Here is a 26,821-nt window from a genome sequence, read left to right as displayed (position 1 = left end):
TACGGCTGGCGCCTCACGGGCGACGATGGTTGCAGCTGTTGTTCTTTTCACTTTCCCATCGTGGGGATTGGTTACCCGACCGGGCGCATTGATTACCGGGGGCCGTTTCACTATAAAATGGCCCTCACGCAACAGACATTGGCAATTCGGCAAGCAGAGCGTGCACCAATGCAATATCAAATTACCCACGCCGACCTCTCCCTGGTCCTGGCACTGGAACGCGGGCGCTCATTGGCCAAGGCCGCCGAACTGCTCAAGGTCGACGTTTCGACCGTGTTCCGCTCGATTCGCCGGCTGGAGTCGGCGCTAGGCACCGCGCTGTTCGTGAAAAGCCGCAAGGGTTACCTGCCGACCGACACGGCCCAGGCCCTGGCCGAGCAGGCCGAGCGCGCCGAGCAGGCGCTGGATGCCGCACGTATCGCCATGACCAGCGGTGAGCAGGTGGTCAGCGGCACAGTACGCCTGACCTGCACCGAGGCAGTGATGCACAGCCTGCTGCTGCCGGCATTGGCCGCGTTCATGCCCAACTACCCGGCGTTGTCGCTGGAAATGGGCACCTCCAACACCTTTGCCAACCTCAGCCGGCGCGATGCCGACATCGCCTTGCGCCTGACCAACACGCCGCCAGAGCATCTGGTAGGGCGTTGCCTGGGCTCCACCTCCTATGTGATCTGCGGTCAGCCACAATGGCGCGAGCGCTTGAACGCGTCGGCCACCAGCGTGCCGTGGATCGCCCCGGACGACTCGATGCAGGACCACCCGACCGTGGTCTGGCGCAACCAGCAGTATCCAGGGCTGAGCCCGCGCTACCAGTGCAGCGGCATGTCGACCATCGCCCAACTGGTGAGCACCGGGCTGGGCGTGGCGGCACTGCCTGACTATATGGTCGATGCCTTGCCGGGAGTGGATGCGTTGAGCGGGCCGTTGCCCGGATGCGATACACAGTTGTGGCTGCTGACCCGGCCGGACTGCCGGGCGTTGCGGTCGGTGCAGACGTTGTTCGAAGAACTGACGCCGCGGTTGCGGGATGCAATGCTCTGAGGTTATCGTCGGAGTCAAGTATCGAGGGTGTCTGTTCCGGCCCTTTCGCGGGCAGGCCCGCTCCCATAGGGTGAGCGGTGCTGGTGAGCAACGCATCATACCTGTGGGAGCGGGCTTGTCCGCGAATAAGCCGACACAGGGCTCGAAGGCGACCGCCCGGCAAAACAGCGCTTCCCTATTGGCTGGTGATTTTTTAAACTATCGAGTCCGCCTGCCCATATTGGGCTGCACGCCCACCGCATTTGCTACTGAGGAAGACCATGGCCCGCGTAACTGTTGAAGACTGCCTGGAACACGTGGATAACCGTTTTGAGCTGGTCATGCTCTCGACCAAGCGCGCCCGTCAGCTGGCTACCGGCGGCAAAGAGCCGCGCGTAGCATGGGAAAACGACAAGCCGACCGTGGTCGCCCTGCGCGAAATCGCCGAAGGTATCGTTACCCCTGAGTTCATCGCCGCCGAAGAGATCGTTACCGAGGATCCGGTCTTCGCCGCGTTCGAGGACGAGTCCAACGAGGCTGTCTGATCGATGCCCTGTCGACGTCGCGCGGCACAAGGCCCTCTTCCTCGGCAAGAGGTGAAACCATGCCGGGCATAGAAGCCTTAGCCGAACGGCTGTCGACCTACCTGGGCCCCGAACAGGTCAACCTGGTTCGCCGTGCCTATTTCTACGCCGAACAGGCTCACGACGGGCAGCGCCGCCGCAGCGGCGAGCCCTACGTGACCCATCCGCTGGCCGTGGCCAGCATCCTCGCCGACATGCACATGGACCATCAAAGCCTGATGGCAGCCATGCTGCACGACGTGATCGAAGACACCGGCATCGCCAAGGAAGCCCTCTGCCAGCAGTTTGGCGAGACCGTGGCCGAACTGGTCGATGGGGTCAGCAAGCTGACCCAGATGAACTTCGAGACCAAGGCCGAAGCGCAGGCCGAAAACTTCCAGAAGATGGCCATGGCCATGGCCCGCGATATCCGCGTGATCCTGGTCAAGCTGGCCGACCGCCTGCACAACATGCGCACCCTGGAAGTGCTGTCTGGCGAAAAACGCCGGCGCATCGCCAAGGAAACCCTTGAGATCTACGCCCCCATCGCCAACCGCCTGGGTATGCACACGGTGCGCGTGGAGTTCGAAGACCTTGGCTTCAAGGCCATGCACCCGATGCGGTCCTCGCTGATCCATCGGGCGGTGAAGAGCGCACGCGGCAACCGTAAAGAGATCGTCGCCAAGATCGAGCACTCGCTGGCCAACTGCCTGGCCGCGGACGGCATCCAGGGCGAGGTCAGCGGCCGGCAGAAACACCTCTATGGCATCTACAAGAAGATGCGTGGCAAACGCCGCGCCTTCAACGAGATCATGGACGTGTACGCCTTCCGCATCATCGTCGACAAGGTCGACACCTGCTACCGCGTGCTCGGCGCCGTGCACAACCTGTACAAGCCGCTGCCCGGTCGCTTCAAGGATTACATCGCGATTCCCAAGGCCAACGGCTACCAGTCGTTGCACACCACGCTGTTCGGCATGCACGGCGTGCCCATCGAAATCCAGATCCGCACCCGCGAGATGGAAGAGATGGCCAACAACGGCATTGCCGCGCACTGGCTGTACAAGTCCAACGAGGACGAGCAACCCAAGGGCAGCCATGCCCGGGCGCGTCAGTGGGTCAAGGGCATCCTCGAACTGCAGCAACGTGCTGGCAACTCGCTGGAATTCATCGAAAGCGTGAAGATCGACCTGTTCCCGGACGAGGTCTATGTGTTCACACCCAAAGGCCGGATCATGGAGCTGCCCAAAGGCTCCACCGCCGTCGACTTCGCTTACGCGGTGCACACCGACGTTGGCAACAGCTGCATCGCCTGCCGCATCAACCGCCGCCTGGCGCCGCTGTCAGAACCGCTGCAAAGCGGTTCGACGGTGGAAATCGTCAGCGCACCGGGCGCACGGCCAAATCCGGCCTGGCTCAATTTCGTGGTCACCGGCAAGGCGCGTACGCACATTCGCCACGCCCTCAAGCAGCAGCGTCGCTCCGAGTCGATCAGCCTCGGCGAGCGCCTGCTGAACAAGGTACTGACCGGCTTCGACAGCAGCCTGGAGAAAATCCCTCAGGAGCGCATTCAGGCGATTCTTGCCGAGTACCGCCTGGAGCTCATCGAAGACTTGCTCGAAGACATTGGCCTGGGCAACCGCATGGCCTACGTGGTCGCCCGTCGCCTGCTGTCGGCCGAAGGCGAACAGCTGCCGGCGCCGGAAGGCCCGCTGGCGATCCGCGGCACCGAAGGCCTGGTGCTGAGCTACGCCAAGTGCTGTACGCCAATCCCGGGCGACCCGATCGTCGGCCACCTGTCGGCGGGCAAGGGCATGGTCGTGCACCTGGAAAACTGCCGCAACATCAGCGAAATCCGCCACAACCCGGAAAAGTGCGTACAACTCTCCTGGGCCAAGGACATCGCTGGCGAATTCAACGTCGAGCTGCGTGTCGAGCTTGAACACCAGCGCGGCCTGATCGCCTTGCTGGCCAGCAGCGTCAACGCTGCCGACGGCAACATCGAGAAGATCAGCATGGACGAACGCGACGGCCGTATCAGCGTGGTCCAACTGGTGGTCAGCGTGCACGATCGTGTGCACCTGGCACGTGTGATCAAGAAGCTGCGTACCTTGACCGGCGTGGTCCGCATCACCCGCATGCGTACGTAGTCCGCCAACCGCAAGGAGTCATCATGAGCAAGACCGTAATCAACAGCGACAAGGCCCCTGCCGCTATCGGCACCTACTCCCAGGCGATCAAGGCCGGCAACACCGTCTACATGTCGGGGCAGATCCCACTGGACCCAAAGACCATGGAGCTGGTCGAAGGCTTCGAAGCCCAGACCGTACAGGTGTTCGAGAACCTCAAGGCCGTAGCTGAAGCGGCTGGCGGTTCGTTCAAGGACATCGTCAAGCTGAACATCTTCCTCACCGACCTGAGCCACTTCGCCAAGGTCAACGAAGTGATGGGCCGCTACTTCGAACAGCCATACCCAGCCCGTGCCGCCATCGGCGTGGCTGCGCTGCCGAAAGGCGCCCAGGTCGAAATGGACGCCATCCTGGTCATCGAATGATGCCCCTGGTGACGGGCGCCCTGCCCGTCACCCTCTTCTGCAAGGTTATCCCGTCATGCGTCAAGCACTGCCCCTCGCGCTGGCAGCCCTGCTTCTGGGCGGCTGCGCCAGCCACAAACCCGAAGATTTCAATGGTACCTGGATCAACCAGGCCGCCATCAAGGCCGCCAGCAAAGGCGGCAGCCTGCGCCAGGCCCTGAACGAGCACGGCCCGGTTTTCGAGTGGAAGCTCGATGTCGCCAACCAGCAGGCCAGCTTCAGCAATGGTTTCGAAGCTGCCGACGGCCAGCTGAGCGCCAATCAGAAACACTGGCAGGCCAGCTTCGAAGGTGGCCAGACCGAACAGCTCGAACTCGATGGCGATGAATTGAAAGCCACTGCCCAGAACGGTGCCGAGCAGACCTTCGTTCGCGCCAAGCAGCCCGGCAATGCGCCATTAGGCGGCAGCTTCGAGAAGGCGCTGTACCAGGCTTACCTCGGTGGCGACTGGAAGATCATCGAAGGCCAGGGCAAAGGCGCCACCGTGCACTTCAGCGATACCGGCAGCGTTACCGGCCTGCCTGGCCCGGACCGTTTCGCCCTGTGCCTGGCCGGCGACTGCGCCAGCATGGGTGGCAACAACGACAGCCTATGGCTGGAGCGCAACCAGCGCGGCGCACCGTTCATCTTCAAGCGGGATGGCGACAAGCTGGCGATCTTCCAGGCGGTCAACACTGCCCAGGCAGACGAGATTCCGCAGCTGGCGGCCGGTACTCAGCAGTGGGTGCTGGAGCGGGACTGAAGCTCCTCTCCATTCCGGGCGCGGTCTTTGTAGGAGCGGCCTTGTGTCGCGAAAGGGCTGCACAGCAGCCCCGCGATATTTGCATTGAAGCATCAATTTGGGGGCCGCTTTGCGGCCCTTTCCGACCGGTCCGGCGTCCCGGCAAGGCCGCTCCTACGAAGACCGCACCAAGCCTGTAGGTTTCAGCGCTTGCCCTTCAGGATGGCCGCATAGCCTTCCTTGTAGCTCGGATACTGCGGCGCCCAGCCCAACGCCCGCACCCGGGCATTGCTGCAACGTTTGCTGCCGGTACGCCGCACCCGCTGCTCATCGGACCACTCGGTGACGCCCATATAGGCGCGCAACCAAGCCACCACATCGGCCAGCGGCGCTGGGTCGTCGTCGACGCCGATGTAGCAATCCTCCAGCGCCACGCCATCGGCGTCAGCCTGCAGCAGGTACGCCAACAGGCTCGCAGCATCTTCTGCATGAATCCGGTTGCCATAGAGCGGCGGCTCTTCTGCCACGCGGTAGCCTTGGCGCACCTGGCTCAACAACCACTCGCGTCCCGGGCCGTAGATGCCGGTCAGGCGAATCACGCTGGCGGGAATGCCACTTGCCAGCGCCAACCCTTCGGCCTCCAGCATCACCTTCCCGGAATAACCTGCAGGCTCGGTGGCGGCAGTTTCGTCGATCCATTCCCCATCCTTTTGCGCAAACACGCTGCTGCTGGAGACGAACAGCAAACGCCGCGGGCGCTGGCCGCGCTCGGCCAGCCAAGCCAGCACATGACGCAAACCGTCGACATAGGCCGCCTGATAGCCTGCCTCGTCGTGCTGGCTGGCGGCCACGCAATACACCAGATAGTCCGGCGAACGCTGCGGCCAGGACGGGGGGATGGCGGGATCGGAAAGATCCGCGGCGATAGGCGAGACACCCTCTGGCAACTGCTCGACCGAGCGGCGCAAGCCACTAACTTGCCAGCCTTTAGCCAGCAGTTGGCGGGCCAAACGGCCGCCTACATCACCACATCCCACGATAATTGCTGAAAGGTCTGACATCACAAAACTCCCTAGACCAAAGGATCAGGCTATCCGTATTACACGATAGGCGGCTAGACCATAGGTGAAAAAAGCAACAAGATTACTTTTGTTAACAAGAATTACTTGCAATAATGGCACCCCTATCTGTTCTCGGCCTATCTCGAGGCCTTGGAGAACGCTCACTTTCTTCTTCATCAGGTCCGGCCAGCATGACACGTACTCAACCTTCCGCTTCGCCAACCCCGTCGCGCGCCTGGCGCGCCATCGCCGCGCTGATGTTCAGCCTGGTGCTGGCCCCGCTGGCCATGGCCGATGAGCCAAACGCCAGCGCCGCCACCCCGGCTGCTGCTGCCGCTCCGGCCACCCCGGCACCGGCTGGTGTCGAAGGCCAGGCCGTGACTCCGGTCGATGCACCTGCCGCCGCCGACCCGGCCGTTCAGGCACTGGTTGAAGACACCTCGCTGGGCATGGCGCACGACCTGTCCCCGTGGGGCATGTACAAGAACGCCGATATCGTCGTCAAAATCGTGATGATCGGCCTGGCCATCGCCTCGATCATCACCTGGACCATCTGGATCGCCAAGGGCTTCGAGCTGATGGGCGCCAAGCGTCGCCTGCGTGGCGAGATTGCCGCACTGAAGAAGTCGGTCAGCCTGAAAGAAGCCAGCGATGTTTCCAATAAAGAAGGCACCCTGGCCCACACCCTGGTCCACGACGCCCTCGAGGAAATGCGCCTGTCGGCCAACGCCCGCGAGAAGGAAGGCATCAAGGAACGCGTCAGCTTCCGCCTGGAGCGCCTGGTAGCTGCCAGCGGTCGCACCATGAGCAACGGCACCGGCGTGCTCGCCACCATCGGCTCCACTGCGCCGTTCGTAGGCCTGTTCGGTACCGTGTGGGGCATCATGAACAGCTTCATCGGCATCGCCAAGACCCAGACCACCAACCTGGCCGTAGTAGCCCCTGGTATCGCCGAAGCCCTGCTGGCCACCGCCCTGGGTCTGGTCGCAGCGATCCCGGCCGTGGTCATCTACAACGTCTTCGCCCGCTCCATCGCGGGCTACAAGGCACAGGTGTCCGACGCATCCGCCCAGGTACTGCTGCTGGTCAGCCGTGATCTGGACCACCAGGGCAGCGAGCGCGCCGCCCCGCACATGGTGAAAGTGGGGTAAGCCATGGGCCTGCATCTCAACGAAGGTGGCGATGACCTCGCCGAAAACCACGAAATCAACGTTACGCCGTTCATCGACGTGATGCTGGTGCTGCTGATCATCTTCATGGTCGCAGCCCCCTTGGCCACGGTCGACATCAAGGTCGACCTGCCGGCTTCGACCGCCAAGCCGGCGCCGAGGCCCGAGAAACCGGTGTTCGTCAGCGTCAAGGCCGACCAGAAGCTGTATGTCGGCGACGATCAGGTACCTGCCCCCGCACAGCTTGGCCCGATGCTCGACGCCAAGACCAAGGGTGACAAAGAAACCACCATCTTCTTCCAGGCCGACAAGGGCGTGGATTACGGTGACCTGATGGAAGTGATGAACACCATGCGCGCGGCCGGCTACCTCAAGGTCGGTCTGGTAGGTCTCGAGACGGCAGCCAAGAAATGACGAAACCGCGCTCAACCGTGGCGCGCTACGGTGGCAGCCTGGCGATCGTGCTGGGCGTGCACGTGGTCGCCGTGCTGCTGACCCTCAACTGGTCGGTGCCCCAGGCCATCGAGCTGCCCCCGGCAGCCATGATGGTCGAGCTGGCGCCGCTGCCCGAGCCCGCGCCGCCGCCACCACCGAAAGCCGCCCCACAGCCACCGGCACCGGTCGAAGAGCCGCCGTTGCCAAAGCTGGTCGAGGCGCCGAAACCGAAGATCGCCATCGCCAAGCCGCCCAAGCCGAAGCCCAAGCCTCAGCCACCGAAGCCTGAGAAGAAGCCTGAGCCGCCGAAAGACGAGCCACCGGCCAAGGAACAGGTAGCCGACACGCCGCCAAGCAACACGCCACCGCAAAAGTCGGCGGCACCGGCGCCAAGCATCGCCGCCAACAGCCAGGCGCTGCCAACCTGGCAGAGCGACCTGCTGCGCCATCTGGCGAAGTACAAGCGCTACCCGGAGGACGCGCGCCGTCGTGGCCTGCAAGGCATCAACCGCTTGCGCTTCGTGGTCGATGCCGAAGGCAAGGTGGTTTCCTACTCCATGGCAGGCGGCTCCGGCAGCGCGGCCCTGGACCGGGCGACCATGGAAATGATCCGCCGCGCAGGCACGGTACCCAAGCCGCCAGCCGAGTTGCTGACCAATGGCACAATCGAAGTAGTGGCACCGTTCGTCTACTCCCTGGACCGTCGCTGATACTTTTGTTTCTGTCACAAATCGGCAAGTCTGATAACGTGCGTCTATCGATTGCAGCCGCTATGCTGGGGCCGCAACTTCATGGACGCACGTTATGACCCTCACAGAATTACGCTACATCGTCACGCTCGCCCAGGAGCAGCACTTCGGCCATGCTGCCGAGCGCTGCCACGTCAGCCAGCCGACCCTGTCGGTCGGCGTGAAGAAGCTTGAGGACGAGCTGGGCGTGCTGATCTTCGAGCGCAGCAAGAGCGCGGTGCGCCTGACCCCGGTCGGCGAAAGCATTGTTGCCCAGGCGCAGAAGGTGCTGGAGCAGGCCCAAGGCATTCGCGAATTGGCTCAGGCCGGCAAGAACCAGCTGACCGCCCCGCTCAAGGTCGGCGCCATCTACACTGTCGGCCCATACCTTTTCCCGCACCTCATTCCACAGCTGCATCGGGTTGCACCGCAGATGCCGCTGTACATCGAAGAAAACTTCACCCACGTGCTGCGCGAGAAGCTGCGCAACGGCGAACTGGACGCGGTGATCATCGCCCTGCCGTTCAATGAAGCCGATGTGCTGACCCTGCCGCTGTATGACGAGCCCTTCTGTGCATTAATGCCGGCCGACCACCCGTGGACGGCGAAAAAGACCATCGACACTGCCATGCTCAACGACAAGAGCCTGCTGCTGCTCGGCGAGGGTCACTGCTTCCGCGATCAGGTGCTGGAAGCTTGCCCGACGCTGAACAAAGGTGGCGATGGCGCCAAGCACACCACGGTCGAGTCCAGCTCGCTGGAAACCATCCGCCATATGGTCGCTTCGGGCCTGGGGGTGTCGATCCTTCCACTCTCGGCCGTGCACAGCCATCACTATGCGCCCGGGGTCATCGAAGTGCGTCCACTTACCCCGCCAGCGCCGTTCCGTACCGTGGCCATCGCCTGGCGCGCCAGCTTCCCGCGGCCGAAGGCGATCGAGATCCTTGCCGACTCGATCCGTCTCTGCTCGGTGGCCAAGCCGCCCGTGGAACAACCGGCCTGATCCATGACTGAGCTGTCGAAGGTCTCGGTCACGGCGCTCAAGGGCGTAGGCGATGCCATGGCGGAGAAGCTCGCCAAGGTCGGCCTGGAGAACCTGCAGGACGTGCTGTTCCACCTGCCCCTGCGCTACCAGGACCGCACTCGCGTGGTGCCGATCGGCCAGCTGCGCCCAGGCCAGGACGCGGTGATCGAAGGCGTGGTCAGCGGCGCCGACGTGACCATGGGCAAGCGCCGCAGCCTGGTGGTACGCCTGGGTGACGGCACAGGCGTGCTGAGCCTGCGCTTCTACCACTTCAGCAATGCGCAAAAGGAGGGCCTCAAGCGTGGCACCCACCTGCGCTGCTACGGCGAAGCCCGCCCCGGTGCCTCGGGCCTGGAAATCTACCACCCGGAGTACCGTGCGCTGAATGGCGACGAGCCGGCACCGCCGGTCGAGCAGACCCTGACGCCGATCTACCCGTCCACCGAAGGCCTCACCCAACAGCGCCTGCGCCTGCTCTGCCAGCAGAGCCTGGGCATGCTCGGCCCGCGCAGTCTGCCGGACTGGCTGCCCGACGAATTGGCCCGCGACTACCAGCTGGCGCCGCTGGACGATGCCATCCGTTACCTGCACAACCCGCCAGCCGACGCCGATCTCGACGAACTCGCCGAGGGTCAGCACTGGGCCCAGCACCGCCTGGCCTTCGAAGAGCTGCTGACCCACCAGCTGTCGCAGCAACGCCTGCGCGAGAGCCTGCGCAGCCTGCGCGCGCCGGTACTGCCGAAGGCCAAGCGCCTGCAGGCGCAATACCTGGCAAACCTGGGCTTCCAGCCGACCGGGGCGCAGCAGCGCGTGGCCAACGAAATCGCCTATGACCTGAGCCAGCACGAGCCCATGATGCGCCTGGTTCAGGGCGATGTCGGCGCCGGTAAGACCGTGGTCGCCGCCCTCGCTGCACTGCAGGCGCTGGAGGCGGGCTACCAGGTGGCGCTGATGGCGCCCACCGAGATCCTTGCCGAACAGCACTACATCACCTTCAAGCGCTGGCTTGAGCCGCTGGGGATCGAAGTCGCCTGGCTGGCCGGCAAGCTCAAGGGCAAGGCCCGCGCCAGTGCCCTGGAGCAGATCGCCGGTGGCGCGCCAATGGTGGTCGGTACCCACGCGCTGTTCCAGGAGGAAGTCCGCTTCAAGCACCTGGCCCTGGCGATCATCGACGAACAGCACCGCTTCGGTGTGCAACAACGCCTTGCCCTGCGCAAGAAAGGCGTGGCCGGCGAGCTGTGCCCGCACCAGCTGATCATGACCGCTACACCGATCCCGCGCACCCTGGCCATGAGCGCCTACGCCGACCTCGACACCTCGGTGCTCGACGAGCTGCCGCCTGGGCGCACGCCGGTGAACACCGTGCTGGTAGCCGACAGCCGCCGCTTCGAAGTGGTCGAGCGGGTCCGAGCAGCCTGCGCCGAAGGGCGCCAGGCTTACTGGGTGTGCACGCTGATCGAAGAATCCGAAGAGCTGACCTGCCAAGCGGCCGAAAGCACTTTCGAAGAGCTCGGCAGCGCACTCGGCGAACTGCGCGTGGGCCTGATTCACGGCCGCATGAAGCCTGCAGAAAAGGCCGAGGTCATGGCCGAGTTCAAGCAAGGCAACCTGCAACTGCTGGTCGCCACTACGGTGATCGAGGTCGGCGTGGACGTGCCCAATGCCAGCCTGATGATCATCGAGAACCCCGAGCGTCTGGGCCTGGCACAGCTGCACCAGCTGCGCGGCCGGGTTGGCCGGGGCAGCGCGGCAAGCCATTGCGTGTTGCTGTATCACCCGCCACTGTCGCAGATTGGCCGGGAACGCCTGGGAATCATGCGGGAAACCAACGATGGCTTCATCATTGCCGAGAAAGACCTAGAACTGCGCGGACCCGGCGAAATGCTCGGCACACGCCAGACTGGCCTGCTGCAGTTCAAGGTCGCCGACCTGATGCGCGACGCCGATCTGCTACCGGCGGTGCGTGATGCTGCCCAGGCACTACTGGCACGCTGGCCCGACCATGTCAGCCCACTGCTCGACCGTTGGCTGCGTCACGGCCAGCAATATGGCCAGGTGTGACACCTGTCCCAGAATGGATCCAGCTTTGCCAACAGGCTGGTTATACTTCGCGTTTAAAAGAACCTGTGGATACAGACCATGACTGAAGTTGCCCTGGACACCGCAACCCCACACGCACCGTCTGTCATCCGGCTGTTGCTCGAAAAACTGCGCGTGGCCTTTGAAGAGGTTGCGGAACATCCAGAGCTACCAGCCGCGTCTCGGGTGCAGGCGATCCTGCTCGATGACGAAATCGGCGCCCTGCTGGTGCTATTCCCGCAGAGCAAGCTACTGGACCTCAACCGCCTCGAGGAGCTGACCGGCCGCAAGCTCAAGGCGGTGCCGTTGCCACGCCTCAAGCAGATGCTCGACAAGCACCAGCTCAAGGCTTTGCCGGCCATCCCGGCCCTGACCAGCTCGCCCTGCCTGTACGAAGGCAAGCTGCTCGAAGCCGAACACCTGCTCATCCAGTCCGGCGAAGCTGGCCTGTTGTTGAAGGTGCACCGTGATGACTTCAAGCGCATGCTCGCCAAGGCCAGCGCCGGCAGTTTCGGCCAGCCCGTGCGCGACATCCGCCCCAACCTCGATCGCCCGGATGACGACCCCAAGGAAATCACCCAGGCGGTTCAGGCTTTCACGGCCCGGCGCATCCAGAAACGCCTGGAAGAAACCATCGAGATTCCGCCACTGGCCGACACCGCGCAGAAGATCATCAAGCTGCGGGTCGACCCCAACGCCAGCATCGACGACATCACTGGCGTGGTCGAGACCGACCCTGCCCTGGCCGCCCAGGTGGTCAGCTGGGCCGCATCGCCCTACTACGCCTCACCCGGCAAGATCCGTTCGGTGGAGGACGCAATCGTCCGTGTACTGGGCTTCGATCTGGTGATCAACCTGGCCCTGGGCCTGGCGCTGGGCAAGACCTTGAGCCTGCCCAAGGACCATCCGCAGCAGGCCACGCCGTACTGGCAACAGTCGATCTACACCGCCGCCATCATCGAAGGCCTGACCCGCGCGATGCCTCGTGCCGAACGCCCGGAGGCCGGCCTGACCTACCTGGCAGGGCTGCTGCACAACTTCGGCTACCTGCTGTTGGCACACGTGTTTCCGCCGCACTTCTCGCTGATCTGCCGTCATCTGGAGGTCAACCCGCACCTGTGCCACACCTACGTCGAACAGCACCTGCTGGGTATCAGCCGCGAGCAGATCGGCGCCTGGCTGATGAAGCTGTGGGATATGCCCGAAGAGCTGTCGACCGCGCTGCGCTTCCAGCATGATCCGGCGTATGACGGCGAGTTTTCGGCCTACCCCAACCTGGTGTGCCTGGCGACCCGCCTGCTGCGCTCGCGCGGCATCGGCTCGGGGCCACAGGAGCAGATTCCCGATGAGCTGTTGGAACGCGTGGGGATCACCCGGGACAAGGCAGAGGATGTGGTGAACAAAGTGCTCGAGGCCGAGGCCTTGCTGCGGGATCTGGCTTCGCAGCTCAACGCCCCCCATTGAGCCCATTGGGGCTGCTCTGCAGCCCTTTCCGACCGGTCCGGCGCCCCGGCGAGGCCGCTCCTGCAGACGTATGCGATCCCCTGTAGGAGCGGCCTTCTGTCGCGAAAGGGGCGCAAAGCGCGCCCAGCGATTTCAGCCTTTCTTCTTCGGCTTCAGGTATTTCATGAGCCCCTGGAACCACATCACCAGCGCCGGATTGCCCTTGATCTGGATGTTCTTGTCCTGAATGCCCTGCATGAACGCCAGCTGCTTGTTACCCGCCTGCATCGTGGCAAAGCCGTAAGCTGCGTCCTTGAAAGCGATGGCGAAGGCCGGCTGCGGATGGCTGCCGCCTTTGCTGCTGATGCGTTCACCACTAACGATGAAGTGCCGCGCCACCTTGCCATCCAGCGTCTGCATCTGGAACACCAAGTCCTTGTCCTTGAGTTGCTGCTGGAATGCCGGGTTGTTGCGGCTGGCCCTGGCCATCAGCAGCCCCATGGCCCAAAGAAGAAAGCGAAACTTCATCAACGCGCCTCGAATGAAAAATGACTGAAGCGCGCAGTTTATCCTTTTCCTGAACAAAATACGCAAGTTCGCAACAATTACCCTCCAGAATGCATAACGGGCGCCCTGGGGCGCCCGCTGGGATGACACTGGGGGTCAGCAGTGGATCACTTTTTCTTGGCTGGCTTGGCGGGCACGTTGACGCTGTCGCGCAGGTTCTTGCCTGGCTTGAAGGCAACGGTGTTGCTGGCCTTGATCTTCACCGGTTGGCCGGTTTGCGGATTCTTGCCGGTGCGGGCACCACGATGACGTTTTTCAAAGGTGCCGAAACCGACCAGGGTGACCGTGTCTTTGTCCAAGGCACCGGTGATACTGTCGAGAATGGCGTTCAGCACCTGGTTGGCTTTTTCCTTGGTCAGATCGGCCTTTTCGGCGATGACAGCGGCGAGTTCTGGTTTACGCATAGTGAAGCCTCTTTGACGGGATTTTTTGTTGTTATGCCGTGCTGCCATTGAAGCAGCGTTCAAGGCACCGCAGGCTCTAATCTGCGGCAGACGGAAGTGAGAATGGCACGCCCACCGAGGCCGCGCCAGTATCTGGGCGGCCATTGTGTTGGCAACAACAGGATAAATCCGACAGAACGCCCGCTATTCACGCCATCAGGGCGGGTAACTGCCGATTCAACGCCAGTTTTTCCATGACCGCACTGCCGGTCAGGGCATAGCCGAGCAACTGGCCGTCGGTGGCGTGGCAGAGCACTTTCAGGTCGCTACCCTGCCCTTCTACCTGCCAGCTGCCTTCGCAGCCTGCTGGCGGCGGTGACACCACCAGCGGGCATGCCGGGGTCTTGACGGTAATCGGCATCGGCCCGTAGCTGACCTGGGTCGGATTACCGGCCAGGGTCTGCGCCAAGGCACGGGCACAGGCCATCAATGGCATCACATAGAGCAGGTTGATGCCGTCGACTTCGGCGCAGTCGCCAAGCGCGAAGATGTTGCTGTGCGAGGTGCGCAGTTGGCGGTCCACCACCACACCGCGGTTGGTCAGCAGCCCTGCTGCTGCCGCCAGGTCGGTCCGCGGGCGCAGGCCGATGGCTGAAACCACCAGGTCGCAGCCGATCACCTGGCCATCGGAAAGGTGCGCTTCCAGCCCTTCGCCTGCCTGCTCCAGGCGGTTCAGCACCGGCCCCAGGTGGAAACGCACCCCAAGGCCTTGCAGGCCAGCCTGCACGGCATTGGCGGCAGCCGGATGCAACAGGGTCGGCATGACCTGCTCGCAAGGCGCCACCACGTCGACCTGGAAGCCACCCAGGCTCATGTCGTTGGCAAACTCGCAACCGATCAGGCCGGCACCGAGAATCAGCACACGTTGCTTGCCTGCGGCAGCGGCACGGAAGCGCGCATAGTCTTCCAGGTCGTTGATCGGGAAGACCCGCCCGGCACCCTCACCTTCGATCGGCACCTGCACGGTCTGTGCACCCCATGCCAGCACCAGGTCGCGATACTCGATCGCCTCTTCACCGATCCACAGGCGCTTGTGGCCCGGGTCGATGCCACTGACACGGGTATGGGTGCGGACCTCGGCCTTGAGCTGCTCGGCCATGGTGCCAGGCTCGGCCATGCACAGGCCGTCGGCGTCCTTGTGCTTGGCAAAGCCGGTGGAAAGCATCGGTTTGGAATAGGCACGACCATCGTCGGCAGTAATCAGCAGCAGCGGCGTGTCGCCATCGAGCTTGCGAAATTCACGTGCCAGGTTGTAGCCGGCCAGGCCGGTACCGATGATGACCACGGGGGACGTCATGTCGTGCTTTCCTCGCTCAGCCGATGGAGATCATTTCGAAGTCGCTCTTGCCCACACCGCAGTCAGGGCACAACCAGTCTGCCGGCACGTCTTCCCAGCGGGTACCGGGCGGGATGCCGTCGTCCGGCCAACCTTCGGCTTCGTCATAGATCAGGCCACAGACAATACACTGCCACTTTTTCATCTGGTCTTCTTCCTCGGTGTCGCTCAGGCTTTGTTGTAGCCCGGCATTATGCAAGCAGTCAGGGCAATCATGCTAAGCTCGCCGCCTCTCTGGCTGTAATCAAGCATACCGACGTGTCGTACGAATCCCCGCAAGCAGCCGCTGTCGCGTGGCTGCCGTATTCACAGCTGGCCTCTGAAACCGACCAGCCAACCCTGGACTGGCTGTTCGACGAAGGCTCCCTGACTCGCCGCCTTACACAGCTGTCCCAGGACCACTTCAGTGTCACTCCCCTGTTCGAAGGCTGGCAACCGCTGCGCGAAGACGAGTGCCTGGCCCTGGACATCGCCCAGGGCGCCGAAGGCTGGGTGCGGGAGGTGTACCTGCGTGGGCATGGCGAGCCTTGGGTGTTCGCCCGTAGTGTGGCCAGCCGCAGCGCCCTGGAACGTGGTGGCCTGGACCTGGAAACCCTCGGTAGCCGTTCGCTGGGCGAGTTGCTGTTCTGCGACCAGGCATTCATCCGCCACCCGATCGAAGTGTGCCGTTATCCACAAGCCTGGCTGCCGGCCGATGCCGCACGCGACGGCCTGTGGGGGCGCCGCTCGCGCTTCGCGCGTGACGGCCTCGACCTGCTGGTGGCCGAGGTGTTCCTGCCTACACTGTGGCAAGCGGCCAAGGAGGAGAACCGCTGATGTACCTGCAACTGCTCAAGTCACTCAACCGCTTGCACCCGCGGGCCTGGGACTTCGTCCAGCTCAGCCGCATGGACCGGCCGATCGGTATCTATCTGCTGCTGTGGCCCACCCTGACAGCGGTGTGGGTCGCCGGGCAAGGCTCGCCAACCCTGGCCAACGTGCTTATCTTCGGCCTGGGCGTGGTGCTGATGCGCGCCGCCGGCTGCTGCATCAACGACTTCGCCGACCGCAAGGTCGATGGCCACGTCAAACGCACCGCGGACCGCCCGCTTGCCAGTGGTCGGGTCAAGTCGCGCGAGGCGCTGGCGTTGTTCGCCATCCTGGTCGGGGTGAGCTTCCTGCTGGTGCTGTGCACCAATAGCCAGACCGTGTGGCTATCGTTCGGCGCGGTGGCACTGGCGTCCTGCTACCCGTTCATGAAGCGCTATACCTATTACCCGCAGGTCGTGCTGGGGGCTGCGTATTCCTGGGGCATCCCCATGGCCTTTACCGCTGCCGGCGGCGAGCTGCCGGCCAGTGCCTGGCTGCTGTACATCGCCAACCTGTTGTGGACGGTGGGTTACGACACCTACTACGCCATGGTCGACCGCGATGACGACCTGAAGATCGGCGTGAAGTCCACTGCGATCCTGTTTGGCGAGGCGGACCGGACGATCATCCTGACCTTGCAGCTGTTGTCGTTGGGCTGCCTGCTGCTGGCGGGCAGCCGTTTCGAGCTGGGTGGCTGGTTCCACCTGGGCTTGCTGGGGGCTGCGGCGTGCTTTGCCTGGGAATACTGGTCGACGCGCAAGCTGGACCGCGAGTCATGCTTCAAGGCGTTTCTGCACAATCACTGGGCGGGGATGCTGGTGTTCATCGGGGTGGTGCTGGATTACGCCTTGCGCTGACCCTTGCCTCCCCCTGTGGGAGCGGGTTCACCCGCGAATGCGATGGTGGCTCCACCGCAGCATTGGCGGGTGAACCCGCTCCCACAGGGTCAAGTGTCCGCCTTTACGGCTTGGCGACGTGCCAGACGTCCTTCATGCCGTCACCGGTCATGTCCCCGGCCTTCTTGTCCTTGACGAAGGTGTACAGCGGCTTGCCGTCATAGGCCCACTGCATCTTGCCGTCGTCACGCTTGATCTGCGTCCACTTGCCTTCGGCCTTCTCACCGTCCTTGACCATCAGTGGAGGCCAGTTCGTCGCACAATCGCCGTTGCACATCGACTTGCCGTTGGCGTCCTTGTCGAAGGTGTACAACGTCATCCCGGCATGATCGACCCACATGCCGTCTTTCTCCATGGCATGGTGGGCGGACGCCACCCCCGGCAGTGCCAGTGCAGCGAAAAGGGCCATCCAGCTCAGCGTATGTCGTGTCATTGGAATCACCATGAATTCGGGGGTGGATTGCATTCTGTTTACCGCCGCAGCGGCCCTGTGAAGCCTAGCCCAGTCATGGAATGTCGCCAGAACGGCCAACGCCCTGTCACACAGCTGCAATAATTCCGTTATCTAATGCGGGCCAAGACACGATTCCTGGGAGAGGTTTTAAGCATGGTTGGCAGAAACATTCTGATCGTCGACGACGAAGCGCCTATTCGCGAGATGATCGCCGTTGCATTGGAAATGGCCGGCTATGACTGCCTGGAAGCGGAGAACTCCCAGCAGGCCCACGCGATCATCGTCGACCGCAAACCGGACCTGATCCTGCTCGACTGGATGCTGCCCGGCACCTCTGGCATCGAGCTGGCACGCCGCCTCAAGCGCGACGAGCTGACCGGCGACATTCCGATCATCATGCTCACCGCCAAAGGCGAAGAGGACAACAAGATACAGGGCCTGGAAGTCGGCGCCGACGACTACATCACCAAGCCGTTCTCGCCACGCGAGCTGGTAGCCCGCCTGAAGGCCGTGCTGCGTCGCACTGGCCCGAGCGACAGCGAAGCACCAATCGAAGTCGGCGGCCTGCTCCTCGACCCGATCAGCCACCGCGTGACCATCGACGGCAAGCCGGCCGAGATGGGCCCCACCGAATACCGCCTGCTGCAGTTCTTCATGACTCACCAGGAGCGCGCCTACACCCGCGGCCAGCTGCTTGACCAGGTATGGGGCGGCAACGTGTATGTCGAGGAGCGCACCGTCGACGTGCACATCCGTCGCCTGCGCAAGGCACTGGGTGAAGCCTACGAAAATCTGGTACAAACCGTCCGGGGCACTGGCTACCGCTTCTCGACCAAGAGCTGATCGAGCCAAGCGCCAAGCTGCACGTCGTTGTACAAGGACCGTCAATTGAACCAGAACTGGCACGCGACCCTGATTCGCCACCTGTTGCTGCTGATCACCGTCTGCCTGATCGGCGGCCTGGTCAGCGGCTATTACGGCTGGAGCCTGGCCATCGGTCTGGCGCTCTACCTGGGTTGGACCCTCAAGCAGCTGTTGCGCCTGCATGACTGGCTGCGCAACCACCAACCCGATGAAGCACCACCCGACGGCTACGGCCTGTGGGGCGAGGTGTTCGACAGCATCTACCACCTGCAACGCCGCGACCAGCGCGTGCGCGGGCGCCTGCAGGCAGTGATCGACCGGGTGCAGGAGTCCACTGCGGCGCTGCGAGACGCGGTGATCATGCTCGACAGCGACGGCAACCTGGAGTGGTGGAACCGCGCCGCAGAGACGCTGCTGGGCTTCAAGACCCCACAGGACGGCGGCCAGCCGGTGACCAACCTGGTGCGCCACCCACGCTTCAAGGAGTATTTCGAGGCGGAGAACTACGTCGAACCGCTGGAAATCCCCTCGCCGATCAACGACCGCCTGCGAGTGCAGCTGCACATCACCCGCTACGGCAACAACGAGCACCTGATGCTGGTGCGCGATGTGACCCGCATCCACCAACTCGAGCAGATGCGCAAGGACTTCGTCGCCAACGTCTCCCACGAGCTGCGTACGCCGCTGACGGTCATTACCGGCTACCTGGAAACCCTGCTGGATAACGTCGAGGACGTGAACCCGCGCTGGGCCCGGGCACTGCAGCAGATGACCCAGCAAGGCTCGCGCATGCAGACCTTGCTCAACGACCTGCTGCTGCTGGCCAAGCTGGAAGCCACCGACTACCCGTCGGACAACCAGCCAGTAGCGGTCGATGCCCTGCTCACCGCGATCAAGAACGACGCCCAGGCACTGTCCGGGCCGCGCAACCAGAAAATCACCCTGGAAGCCGCGCCGGACCTGCGCCTGAAAGGGAGCGAGTCGGAACTGCGCAGCGCCTTCTCCAACCTGGTGTTCAACGCGGTGAAGTACACCCAGGATGAAGGCAACATCCGCATCCGCTGGTGGGGCGACGAACACGGCGCGCATCTGTCGGTACAGGACTCCGGGGTCGGTATCGACGCCAAGCACCTGCCACGGCTGACCGAACGCTTCTACCGGGTCGACTCCAGCCGCGCTTCGAATACCGGCGGCACCGGGCTGGGCCTGGCGATCGTCAAGCACGTGCTCATGCGCCACCGCGGCAAGCTGGAAATCAGCAGCGTGCCAGGGCATGGCAGCACCTTCACCTGTCACTTTGCTCCGGCACAATTGGCCAACGGCAAGGCCTGAGGCACCGGGGGCTGCTTTGCAGCCCTTTCGCGACACAAGGCCGCTCCTACAAGGGATCGCGTGTTCCTGTAGGAGCGGCCTTGTGTCGCGAAAGGGCCGCAAAGCGGCCCCAAAGCAGCAGCACCCTTTGCTTTTGTGGCCCCAGCCGCTACATTGGATCCCCTGTGCCAGCAAGAGCTGGCACTTTTTTTCTCTTTCTCAAAGACGGACCCCGTAAAAACTCCATCATGGACCCTTCCCCTGGTATCAGCCTCACCTCGTTATTCGCCGATTTCGGCATGATCATCTTTGCCTTCCTGCTGGTGCTGCTCAACGGCTTCTTCGTTGCCGCCGAGTTCGCCATGGTCAAGCTGCGTGCCACCCGCGTAGAGTCCATCGCCGAACTGCATGGCTGGCGTGGCAGCATCCTGCGTAAAGTGCACAACCAGCTCGACGCCTACCTCTCGGCATGCCAGCTGGGCATCACCCTCGCCTCGCTGGGCCTGGGCTGGGTCGGTGAACCGGCCTTCGCCCACCTGCTCGAACCGCTGCTGGCCTACCTGGGCGTGGAAAGCGCCGAACTGGTCAAGGCGGTGTCCTTCTTTGTGGCCTTCTTCGTCATTTCGTACCTGCACATCGTGGTCGGCGAACTGGCGCCCAAGTCGTGGGCAATCCGCAAGCCCGAGCTGCTGTCGCTGTGGACCGCAGTGCCGCTGTACCTGTTCTACTGGACCATGTACCCGGCCATCTACCTGCTCAACGCCAGCGCCAACACCATCTTGCGCATTGCCGGCCAGGGTGAGCCCGGCCCGCACCATGAGCACCACTACAGCCGCGAAGAGCTCAAGCTGATCCTGCACTCCAGCCGTGGCCAGGACCCGAGCGACCAGGGCATGCGCGTGCTCGCCTCGGCCGTGGAAATGGGCGAGCTGGAGGTGGTGGACTGGGCCAACTCACGTGAGGACATGGTCAGCATCGACGCCCATGCGCCGCTCAAGGAGATCCTGGCGCTGGTACGCCGGCACAAGTTCAGCCGCTATCCGGTGTATGACGCCGAGCGCGAGGAATTCACCGGCCTGCTGCACATCAAGGACTTGCTGCTGGAGCTGGCCGAGCTCGAACACCTGCCCGAGACCATCGACCTGGACGACCTTGCCCGCCCGCTGGAGCGCGTATCGCGGCACATGCCGCTGTCTCAGCTGCTGGAGCAGTTCCGCAAGGGCGGCGCACACTTCGTGCTGGTGGAGGAAGCCGACGGCAAGGTTATCGGCTACCTGACCATGGAAGACGTGCTCGAAGTGCTGGTGGGTGACATCCAGGACGAACACCGCAAGACCGAACGCGGCATTCTCGCCTACCAGCCGGGCAAGCTGCTGGTGCGGGGGGATACTCCGCTGTTCAAGGTCGAGCGCCTGCTCGGTGTCGACCTCGACCACATCGAGGCAGAAACCCTCGCCGGCCTGGTCTACGAGACCCTCAAGCGCGTGCCTGAGGAAGAGGAAGTGCTGGAAGTCGAGGGCCTGCGCATCATCATCAAGAAGATGAAAGGGCCGAAGATCGTCCTGGCCAAGGTGCTCAAGCTCGACTGACCCTATGGGTTGCCGGCGGTGAAGTCCGGCAACCCGCCAAGCGGCCGGTCGAACTGGAACGGTATCGACTCCAGCGCCAGCCCCACATTGCGCTGCACCACAAAATGCAGGTGGGGCCCGGTGCTGTTACCCGTATTACCCGACTTGGCCAGGGCCTGCCCGACCACCACCTGCTGCCCTTCGCGCACCACCACCGAACCACGCATCAGGTGCAGGTACACACCCATGGTGCCGTCAGGGTGCAGGATCCGCACGAAATTGCCCCCTGGGTTGGTGCCCCGACCACTCTGGCCATTCTCGACCTTCACCACCATCCCGCCCCGCGCAGCAATGATCGGCGTGCCCTCTGGCATGGCGATGTCCATCGCATAGCGGCTCCTGGGGCCGAAGTGGCTGAAGCGGCCGTTGGGTCCTTGGGTCAGGCGAAATGGCCCGCCCTTCCAGGGAAACGGATAGCGATAGGCCAATGAGTGCTGGCCGGGGTCGCCCATGGCGTACTGGAAGCTGGTGGCGTATAGCAACTTGCCGCCGGGCGCAGCCAACACGGAGCTCAGCACCTTGCTCGAACGCGGCCCTACCACGGTACGGATATTGCGCGGCTGATTGCCACCGAAGGCATTGCTCAGCTTGTCGATGCGCAGTTCAACCTGCATCGGCACGTACAAGTCGTTACGCACCATGAAGCGCACACCGCCAGGGAAGGTTTCGGCCTGCAGGCGCACCTTGCCATCGACGCGATCGAGGATCGGCTCACTGAGTTCGAAGGTTTTTGCCCCCGGGCTGTAGCGATCGGAGTACGAGACCACGCCGTTATTGTCGACGGTCTTGTAGATAGTCATGCCCATGCTCGACGCCGAGGCCGAAAGCAAGGCACACAAAAGCAGCAAGCGGGCGGCGGCGGGCATGATGGTGGCTATTTGACAGTTATGGTCTGTCGAAGACTAGCAGCGGGATTGGCGGGCAGTATTGCAGTTGGTCGGAACGACCTGTAGGAGCGGCCTTGTGTCGCGAAAGGGCTGCGCAGCAGCCCCTCGATACGTGCTTTAACACCGATATCCTGGGGCCGCTCTGCGGCCCTTTCGCGACACAAGGCCGCTCCTACAACAGAACGGTGGGCTCATCAGGCGCCGGGGGTGAAGTGCTTCTGCTGGGTACCACGCGCAATCAGGCGCGACAGGTAGTCGAGCTTCTGCGCATCCTGGTCGACGAACTTGAAGGTCAGCTGCAGCCAGTCACTTTCGGGCTTGGGCTCCAGCGCGGCGATGGCGTGCAGGTAGCCGTTCAGGCGTGCCACTTCGGCGTTCTCACCCTGCTCCAGGTCGAGCACAGCGCCCTCAAGCACCTGTGGCAGCGCTGCACTGCGTCGCACCACCAGCAACGCTTCCTTGAGGCTCAACGCCTTGATCACGCAGGGCTGGGTACCACTGGACAGGCGCAACTGGCCCTGCCCACGCCCGGCCTGGGCCGCAACCGCCGCAGTCTGCGGCTTGGGTGCATTGATCAATGGCTTGGACGGTGCAGCAGCAGGCGCCGAGACCTTGGCCGTTTCAGGTTTGCCGCCGGTCAGCGCACTCAGCGAGTCGTTGGCGAATGCCGAATTCACCCGTGCCGGTGCACCGGCTACCAGGCTTTCCAGCTTGCCGATCTTGGTCAGGGCTTTCTTGACCTTGGTCAGCAGTTGTTCGTTGGTGAAGGGCTTGCCGACGAAGTCGGAGACGCCGGCCTGGATGGCCTGGATCACGTTCTCCTTGTCACCACGGCTGGTCACCATGATGAACTGCATGTCCTTCATCTCGGGCTGCTGACGGCACCAGGTCAGCAATTCCAGGCCGGACATCTCCGGCATCTCCCAGTCGCACAGCACCAGGTCGAACCGCTCCTTGCCCAGCATGGCCATGGCCTTGCGACCGTTGACCGCGTCTTCGATGACCATGCCCGGGAAGGCATTGCGCAGGCACTTCCTTACCAGGTCACGAATGAACGGCGCGTCGTCCACGACCAGCACATTGACTTTACTCATCGAAACTCCTCTTGAACCCGACTAGCCTACCGCGCAATGGTGGCCACTTGCCAACTCTAGGGTCACGCCGGGACTTCTTCGCATCGTTCGCGGGTGCCTGCTGATTGCTCTGCCACCAACGAAAACGCCCGGCACAGGCCGGGCGTCGATGCTCGCGAGCAATCTTATTTATCGTCAGGTTTCGCCGGAACATTAGCGTTTTCGGCCGCGTCACCCGCGGTGCCTTCGACTTCGGCCTTCATGCGCTTGAGGCCCATATGACGGACATCGGTACCGCGCACCAGGTAGATCACCAGCTCCGAGATGTTGCGCGCGTGGTCGCCGATCCGCTCCAGCGAACGCAGCACCCAGATTACGCTGAGCACACGCGAGATCGAACGCGGGTCTTCCATCATGTAAGTGACCAGTTCGCGCAGCGCCGTCTTGTACTCGCGGTCGATGGTCTTGTCGTACTGAGCCACCGCCAGCGCAAGGTCGGCGTCGAAGCGTGCGAAGGCATCAAGGGCATCGCGCACCATGTTGCGCACCTGATCACCGATGTGCCGCACTTCGACGTAGCCACGCGGCGACTCGCCCTCCTCGCACAACTGGATGGCGCGGCGGGCGATCTTGGTCGATTCGTCGCCAATACGCTCGAGGTCGATCACCGACTTGGAGATGCTGATGATCAGGCGCAGGTCGGAGGCCGCAGGCTGGCGGCGGGCGAGGATGCGCAGGCATTCCTCGTCGATGTTGCGCTCCATCTGGTTGATCTGCTCATCGACTTCCCGCACCTGCTGGGCCAGGCCCGAGTCGGCCTCGATCAGCGCGGTAACGGCATCGTTCACCTGCTTTTCAACCAGGCCGCCCATGGCCAGCAGGTGGCTGCGCACCTCTTCCAGCTCGGCGTTGAACTGCTGTGAAATATGGTGCGTCAGGCTTTCTTTGTTGATCATCGTTTTGTCCTTTGGTAGCGCGTCCGTGTAGGGGCGGGATTACCCGCGAGCACCGGCGAAGCCGGTGCCAGGCACCTAGGCGTCTGCTTCGCGGGTAAACCCGCTCCTACAGGGGCCAGGTGCTCATCACGCGCAGCGCTTAGCCGTAACGACCGGTGATGTAGTCTTCGGTCTGCTTCTTAGCCGGGTTGGTGAACAGGGTGTCGGTATCCCCGAATTCGACCAGTTTGCCCATGTACATGAACGCGGTGTAGTCCGAAACACGGGCCGCCTGTTGCATGTTGTGGGTCACGATAACGATGGTGTACTTGGATTTCAGTTCGTAGATCAGCTCTTCGACCTTCAGCGTCGAGATCGGGTCCAGTGCCGAGCAGGGTTCGTCCAGCAGCAGCACTTCAGGCTCGACCGCGATGGTACGGGCAATCACCAGACGCTGCTGCTGGCCGCCGGACAGGCCCAGGGCAGACTCATGCAGGCGGTCCTTGACCTCGTCCCACAGGGCCGCGCCCCTCAGCGCCCACTCCACGGCTTCATCGAGCACGCGCTTCTTGTTGATGCCCTGGATGCGCAGGCCATAGACCACGTTCTCGTAGATGGTCTTGGGGAAAGGGTTGGGCTTCTGGAACACCATGCCCACCCGGCGACGCAGCTCGGCCACGTCTTCGCCCTTGCGGTAGATATTGTTGCCATACAGGTTGATGGCGCCCTCCACACGGCAGCCGTCGACCAGGTCGTTCATGCGGTTGAAAGTGCGCAGCAAGGTCGACTTGCCGCAGCCGGACGGGCCGATGAAGGCGGTCACGCGCTGCTTGGGGATGTTCATCTGCACGTCGAACAGGGCTTGTTTGTCGCCGTAGAACAGGCTCAGGCCCGGCACTTCGATGGCCACGGTTTCCTCGGCCAGGCGCAGGCTCTGCTTGTCGCGACCCAGGGCAGACATGTCGATGCCGTGGGTATGGGATTCATGCTGCATGGTCAACTCCATACGCTATCAATTCGTTTCAAAGGGCCGCCCGGCAGGCAGGCGGCACGCTTGCAGATCAGGCTCAGCTGTCGAGCGCCTTGTACTTCTCGCGCAGGTGGTTACGGATCCACACCGCCGACAGGTTGAGGGTGGCGATCACCAGCACCAGCAGCAACGCGGTGGCGTACACCAGCGGCCGCGCGGCCTCGACGTTCGGGCTCTGGAAACCGACGTCATAGATGTGGAAGCCCAGGTGCATGATCTTCTGGTCCAGGTGCAGGTACGGGTAGTTGCCGTCCAGCGGCAGCGAGGGCGCCAGCTTCACCACACCTACCAGCATCAGCGGCGCCACTTCACCGGCGGCGCGGGCCACGGCGAGAATCATGCCGGTCATCATGGCCGGGCTGGCCATCGGCAGGACGATCTTCCACAGGGTTTCGGCCTTGGTCGCCCCCAGGGCCAGGGAGCCTTCGCGCACCGTACGCGGAATGCGCGCCAGGCCTTCCTCGGTGGCCACGATCACCACCGGCACGGCCAGCAGCGCCAAGGTCAGCGAAGCCCACAGCAACCCCGGGGTACCCAGGGTCGGTGCCGGCAGCGCTTCGGGGAAGAACAGGCGGTCGATCGAGCCACCCAGCACGTAGACGAAGAAGCCCAGGCCGAATACGCCGTAAACGATCGCCGGTACGCCGGCCAGGTTGTTCACCGCAATACGGATCAGGCGGGTCACCGGGCCTTGCCTGGCGTACTCACGCAGGTAGACCGCAGCCAGCACGCCGAACGGCGTGACGATCACGGCCATGATCAGGGTCATCATCACGGTACCGAAGATGGCCGGGAAGATCCCACCCTCGGTGTTGGCTTCACGCGGGTCGTCGCTGAGGAACTCCCAGACCTTGGCGAAGTAGGTGCCCATCTTGCTCAGGCCGGACATGCCGTTCGGCTGGATGGCGTGCACCACCTTGCTCAGGTTGATTTCCACTTCACGGCCATTGCCGTCACGCGCTACCAGGCTGTCGCGGGCGAAGGCCTGGTGCAGGCCCAACAGGCGCTCCTCGATGGCCTTGTAGCGGCTGTTCAGCTCAGCGCGTTCGGCGTCCATGTCGGCCTGGGCAGCGGCGTCCAGCTTGCCGTCCAGTTCCAGCTTGCGACCGTGCAGGCGCAGGCGCTCAAGGCCATGGTTGATGGCACCGATGTCCTTCTTTTCGAGGGTTTGCAGTTCGCTGTTGAGCTGGTTGGCACGCTTCAATCGCGCCTGCAATTCGTTCCAGGCCGCCGGGCCTTGGGCAACCACGCGGCCTTCTTCCTTGACGCTGACCAGGTAGCCATAGAAGTTGCCCCACTCTCGGCGCTCCAGGGCAATCAGGTCGGCCGGGCGTTGCTCGTCGACCAGCCAGTCGCCGACCACCCAAGTGAAGTCGCTGCCGTTAAGGTCGCGGTTACCCACCTTGACCAGCTCGCGGGTCAAGAACTCCGGGCCGTCCTCCGGCACCGGCAGGCCAGCGCCCTTGAGGCGGGCACGCGGTACTTCTTCCTTCTGCACCACTTCGCCGATGACGACGTGGTCGGCTTGCCCCGGCACCTTGTAGGTGGCCTGGATCAGGTCGGCCGGCCAGAAGTGGCCCAGGCCGCGCACGGCGATCACCGCCAGCAGGCCAACGGTCATGATTACCGCCATGGCCACCGCGCCACCGCTGATCCAGACGCCTGGAGCGCCGCTCTTGAACCAGCCTTTGAGGGAATCCTTTTTCACGGAT

The 26,821-nt window shown here is 63.3% G+C and carries 27 protein-coding genes; 16 read left to right on the top strand and 11 right to left on the bottom strand.

The features are described 5' to 3' along the window. The first annotated feature begins 168 nt into the window (after nucleotides 1-168). The 5 genes from H040_RS08840 (at nucleotide 169) to H040_RS08820 (ending at nucleotide 4,918) form a co-directional block, all read left to right on the top strand. Entirely contained in the window at nucleotides 169-1,041 is an 873-nt protein-coding gene (locus H040_RS08840; protein WP_027917029.1) for a LysR family transcriptional regulator, read from the top strand. A gap of 260 nt (nucleotides 1,042-1,301) precedes the next feature. After that, the gene (gene rpoZ, locus H040_RS08835; protein WP_016394025.1) at nucleotides 1,302-1,565 is read left to right on the top strand and encodes a DNA-directed RNA polymerase subunit omega; all 264 of its coding nucleotides are present in this window, start codon (nucleotides 1,302-1,304) and stop codon (nucleotides 1,563-1,565) included. A 59-nt stretch (nucleotides 1,566-1,624) separates the two neighbouring features. Further along, complete coding sequence (gene spoT, locus H040_RS08830; RefSeq protein ID WP_027917030.1) at nucleotides 1,625-3,733, top strand: bifunctional GTP diphosphokinase/guanosine-3',5'-bis pyrophosphate 3'-pyrophosphohydrolase; 2,109 nt, start codon at nucleotides 1,625-1,627, stop codon at nucleotides 3,731-3,733. 23 nt (nucleotides 3,734-3,756) lie between these two features. Continuing rightward, nucleotides 3,757-4,137: a RidA family protein gene (locus H040_RS08825; protein WP_009684531.1), complete on the top strand. Its 381-nt coding sequence runs from the start codon at nucleotides 3,757-3,759 to the stop codon at nucleotides 4,135-4,137. A 55-nt stretch (nucleotides 4,138-4,192) separates the two neighbouring features. Further along, nucleotides 4,193-4,918, top strand: a complete 726-nt coding sequence (locus tag H040_RS08820) for a hypothetical protein (protein ID WP_027917031.1) — start codon at nucleotides 4,193-4,195, stop codon at nucleotides 4,916-4,918. A gap of 182 nt (nucleotides 4,919-5,100) precedes the next feature. On the opposite strand, the gene H040_RS08815 is transcribed toward H040_RS08820, so the two are convergent. Further along, on the bottom strand, nucleotides 5,101-5,958 hold the full coding sequence (locus H040_RS08815) for an SDR family oxidoreductase (protein WP_027917032.1): 858 nt from the start codon (nucleotides 5,956-5,958) through the stop codon (nucleotides 5,101-5,103). Nucleotides 5,959-6,149: 191 nt separating this feature from the next. On the opposite strand from H040_RS08815, the gene exbB reads away from it, so the two are divergent. The 6 genes from exbB to H040_RS08785 all read left to right on the top strand — a co-directional run bounded on the left by exbB (nucleotide 6,150) and on the right by H040_RS08785 (nucleotide 12,857). Beyond that, nucleotides 6,150-7,109, top strand: a complete 960-nt coding sequence (exbB, locus tag H040_RS08810; protein WP_027917033.1) for a tonB-system energizer ExbB — start codon at nucleotides 6,150-6,152, stop codon at nucleotides 7,107-7,109. A gap of 3 nt (nucleotides 7,110-7,112) precedes the next feature. Beyond that, on the top strand, nucleotides 7,113-7,541 hold the full coding sequence (exbD, locus tag H040_RS08805) for a TonB system transport protein ExbD (RefSeq protein ID WP_027917034.1): 429 nt from the start codon (nucleotides 7,113-7,115) through the stop codon (nucleotides 7,539-7,541). Next, a complete protein-coding gene (locus H040_RS08800; protein ID WP_027917035.1) occupies nucleotides 7,538-8,272 on the top strand; it encodes an energy transducer TonB in 735 nt (244 codons plus the stop codon). Before exbD ends, H040_RS08800 begins: the two co-directional genes overlap by 4 nt. 94 nt (nucleotides 8,273-8,366) lie before the next feature. Further along, entirely contained in the window at nucleotides 8,367-9,293 is a 927-nt protein-coding gene (locus H040_RS08795) for a hydrogen peroxide-inducible genes activator (RefSeq protein WP_027917036.1), read from the top strand. 3 nt (nucleotides 9,294-9,296) lie between these two features. After that, complete coding sequence (recG, locus tag H040_RS08790) at nucleotides 9,297-11,375, top strand: ATP-dependent DNA helicase RecG (RefSeq protein WP_027917037.1); 2,079 nt, start codon at nucleotides 9,297-9,299, stop codon at nucleotides 11,373-11,375. A gap of 78 nt (nucleotides 11,376-11,453) precedes the next feature. Then, nucleotides 11,454-12,857 carry an aminoacyl-tRNA deacylase and HDOD domain-containing protein gene (locus H040_RS08785; protein ID WP_027917038.1) on the top strand — a complete coding sequence of 468 codons (1,404 nt, stop codon included), beginning with the start codon at nucleotides 11,454-11,456 and terminating at the stop codon, nucleotides 12,855-12,857. Nucleotides 12,858-12,989: 132 nt separating this feature from the next. Here the strand turns inward: H040_RS08785 and H040_RS08780 are convergent, their stop codons facing one another. The 4 genes from H040_RS08780 to H040_RS08765 form a co-directional block, all read right to left on the bottom strand. Further along, entirely contained in the window at nucleotides 12,990-13,364 is a 375-nt protein-coding gene (locus H040_RS08780; RefSeq protein ID WP_027917039.1) for a helicase, read from the bottom strand. Nucleotides 13,365-13,510: 146 nt separating this feature from the next. Beyond that, nucleotides 13,511-13,807: an HU family DNA-binding protein gene (locus H040_RS08775; RefSeq protein WP_027917040.1), complete on the bottom strand. Its 297-nt coding sequence runs from the start codon at nucleotides 13,805-13,807 to the stop codon at nucleotides 13,511-13,513. 187 nt (nucleotides 13,808-13,994) lie between these two features. Further along, nucleotides 13,995-15,143: an NAD(P)/FAD-dependent oxidoreductase gene (locus H040_RS08770; RefSeq protein WP_027917041.1), complete on the bottom strand. Its 1,149-nt coding sequence runs from the start codon at nucleotides 15,141-15,143 to the stop codon at nucleotides 13,995-13,997. Between the two features lie 16 nt (nucleotides 15,144-15,159). Then, nucleotides 15,160-15,327, bottom strand: coding sequence for a rubredoxin (locus H040_RS08765; protein ID WP_027917042.1), 168 nt, complete (start codon nucleotides 15,325-15,327; stop codon nucleotides 15,160-15,162). Nucleotides 15,328-15,440: 113 nt separating this feature from the next. On the opposite strand from H040_RS08765, the gene H040_RS08760 reads away from it, so the two are divergent. Both H040_RS08760 and ubiA read left to right on the top strand, forming a co-directional pair. Continuing rightward, complete coding sequence (locus tag H040_RS08760) at nucleotides 15,441-15,998, top strand: chorismate--pyruvate lyase family protein (protein ID WP_027917043.1); 558 nt, start codon at nucleotides 15,441-15,443, stop codon at nucleotides 15,996-15,998. Next, nucleotides 15,998-16,888, top strand: coding sequence for a 4-hydroxybenzoate octaprenyltransferase (gene ubiA, locus H040_RS08755; protein WP_027917044.1), 891 nt, complete (start codon nucleotides 15,998-16,000; stop codon nucleotides 16,886-16,888). Before H040_RS08760 ends, ubiA begins: the two co-directional genes overlap by 1 nt. A 103-nt stretch (nucleotides 16,889-16,991) precedes the next feature. Here ubiA and H040_RS08750 read toward each other — a convergent pair whose 3' ends face one another. Continuing rightward, nucleotides 16,992-17,360 (bottom strand): COG4315 family predicted lipoprotein, encoded by a 369-nt coding sequence (locus H040_RS08750; RefSeq protein WP_027917045.1) that lies wholly within the window; start codon nucleotides 17,358-17,360, stop codon nucleotides 16,992-16,994. Between the two features lie 174 nt (nucleotides 17,361-17,534). Here H040_RS08750 and phoB point away from each other — a divergent pair, with 174 nt between their 5' ends. The 3 genes from phoB to H040_RS08730 all read left to right on the top strand — a co-directional run bounded on the left by phoB (nucleotide 17,535) and on the right by H040_RS08730 (nucleotide 21,145). Then, a complete protein-coding gene (phoB, locus tag H040_RS08745) occupies nucleotides 17,535-18,224 on the top strand; it encodes a phosphate regulon transcriptional regulator PhoB (protein WP_003253341.1) in 690 nt (229 codons plus the stop codon). Nucleotides 18,225-18,269: 45 nt separating this feature from the next. After that, nucleotides 18,270-19,577 (top strand): phosphate regulon sensor histidine kinase PhoR, encoded by a 1,308-nt coding sequence (gene phoR / locus H040_RS08740; RefSeq protein ID WP_027917046.1) that lies wholly within the window; start codon nucleotides 18,270-18,272, stop codon nucleotides 19,575-19,577. Nucleotides 19,578-19,804: 227 nt separating this feature from the next. Further along, entirely contained in the window at nucleotides 19,805-21,145 is a 1,341-nt protein-coding gene (locus H040_RS08730) for a hemolysin family protein (RefSeq protein WP_027917047.1), read from the top strand. Nucleotides 21,146-21,147: 2 nt separating this feature from the next. Here H040_RS08730 and H040_RS08725 read toward each other — a convergent pair whose 3' ends face one another. The 5 genes from H040_RS08725 to pstA all read right to left on the bottom strand — a co-directional run bounded on the left by H040_RS08725 (nucleotide 21,148) and on the right by pstA (nucleotide 26,817). After that, a complete protein-coding gene (locus tag H040_RS08725; protein ID WP_027917048.1) occupies nucleotides 21,148-22,050 on the bottom strand; it encodes a peptidoglycan DD-metalloendopeptidase family protein in 903 nt (300 codons plus the stop codon). A gap of 215 nt (nucleotides 22,051-22,265) precedes the next feature. Beyond that, nucleotides 22,266-23,165 carry a response regulator gene (locus H040_RS08720; protein ID WP_027917049.1) on the bottom strand — a complete coding sequence of 300 codons (900 nt, stop codon included), beginning with the start codon at nucleotides 23,163-23,165 and terminating at the stop codon, nucleotides 22,266-22,268. Between the two features lie 164 nt (nucleotides 23,166-23,329). After that, complete coding sequence (gene phoU, locus H040_RS08715; RefSeq protein ID WP_027917050.1) at nucleotides 23,330-24,100, bottom strand: phosphate signaling complex protein PhoU; 771 nt, start codon at nucleotides 24,098-24,100, stop codon at nucleotides 23,330-23,332. A gap of 139 nt (nucleotides 24,101-24,239) precedes the next feature. Beyond that, entirely contained in the window at nucleotides 24,240-25,073 is an 834-nt protein-coding gene (pstB, locus tag H040_RS08710) for a phosphate ABC transporter ATP-binding protein PstB (protein ID WP_027917051.1), read from the bottom strand. 73 nt (nucleotides 25,074-25,146) lie between these two features. Next, nucleotides 25,147-26,817, bottom strand: coding sequence for a phosphate ABC transporter permease PstA (pstA, locus tag H040_RS08705; protein ID WP_027917052.1), 1,671 nt, complete (start codon nucleotides 26,815-26,817; stop codon nucleotides 25,147-25,149). Between the last annotated feature and the right edge of the window lie 4 nt (nucleotides 26,818-26,821).

The sequence above is a fragment of the Pseudomonas sp. URMO17WK12:I7 genome (assembly GCF_003269045.1).
GTDB classification, from domain to species: domain Bacteria; phylum Pseudomonadota; class Gammaproteobacteria; order Pseudomonadales; family Pseudomonadaceae; genus Aquipseudomonas; species Aquipseudomonas putida_J.
The sequence above is the reverse complement of the archived record's forward strand: the minus strand, read 5'-3'. Positions and strand labels throughout refer to the sequence as shown.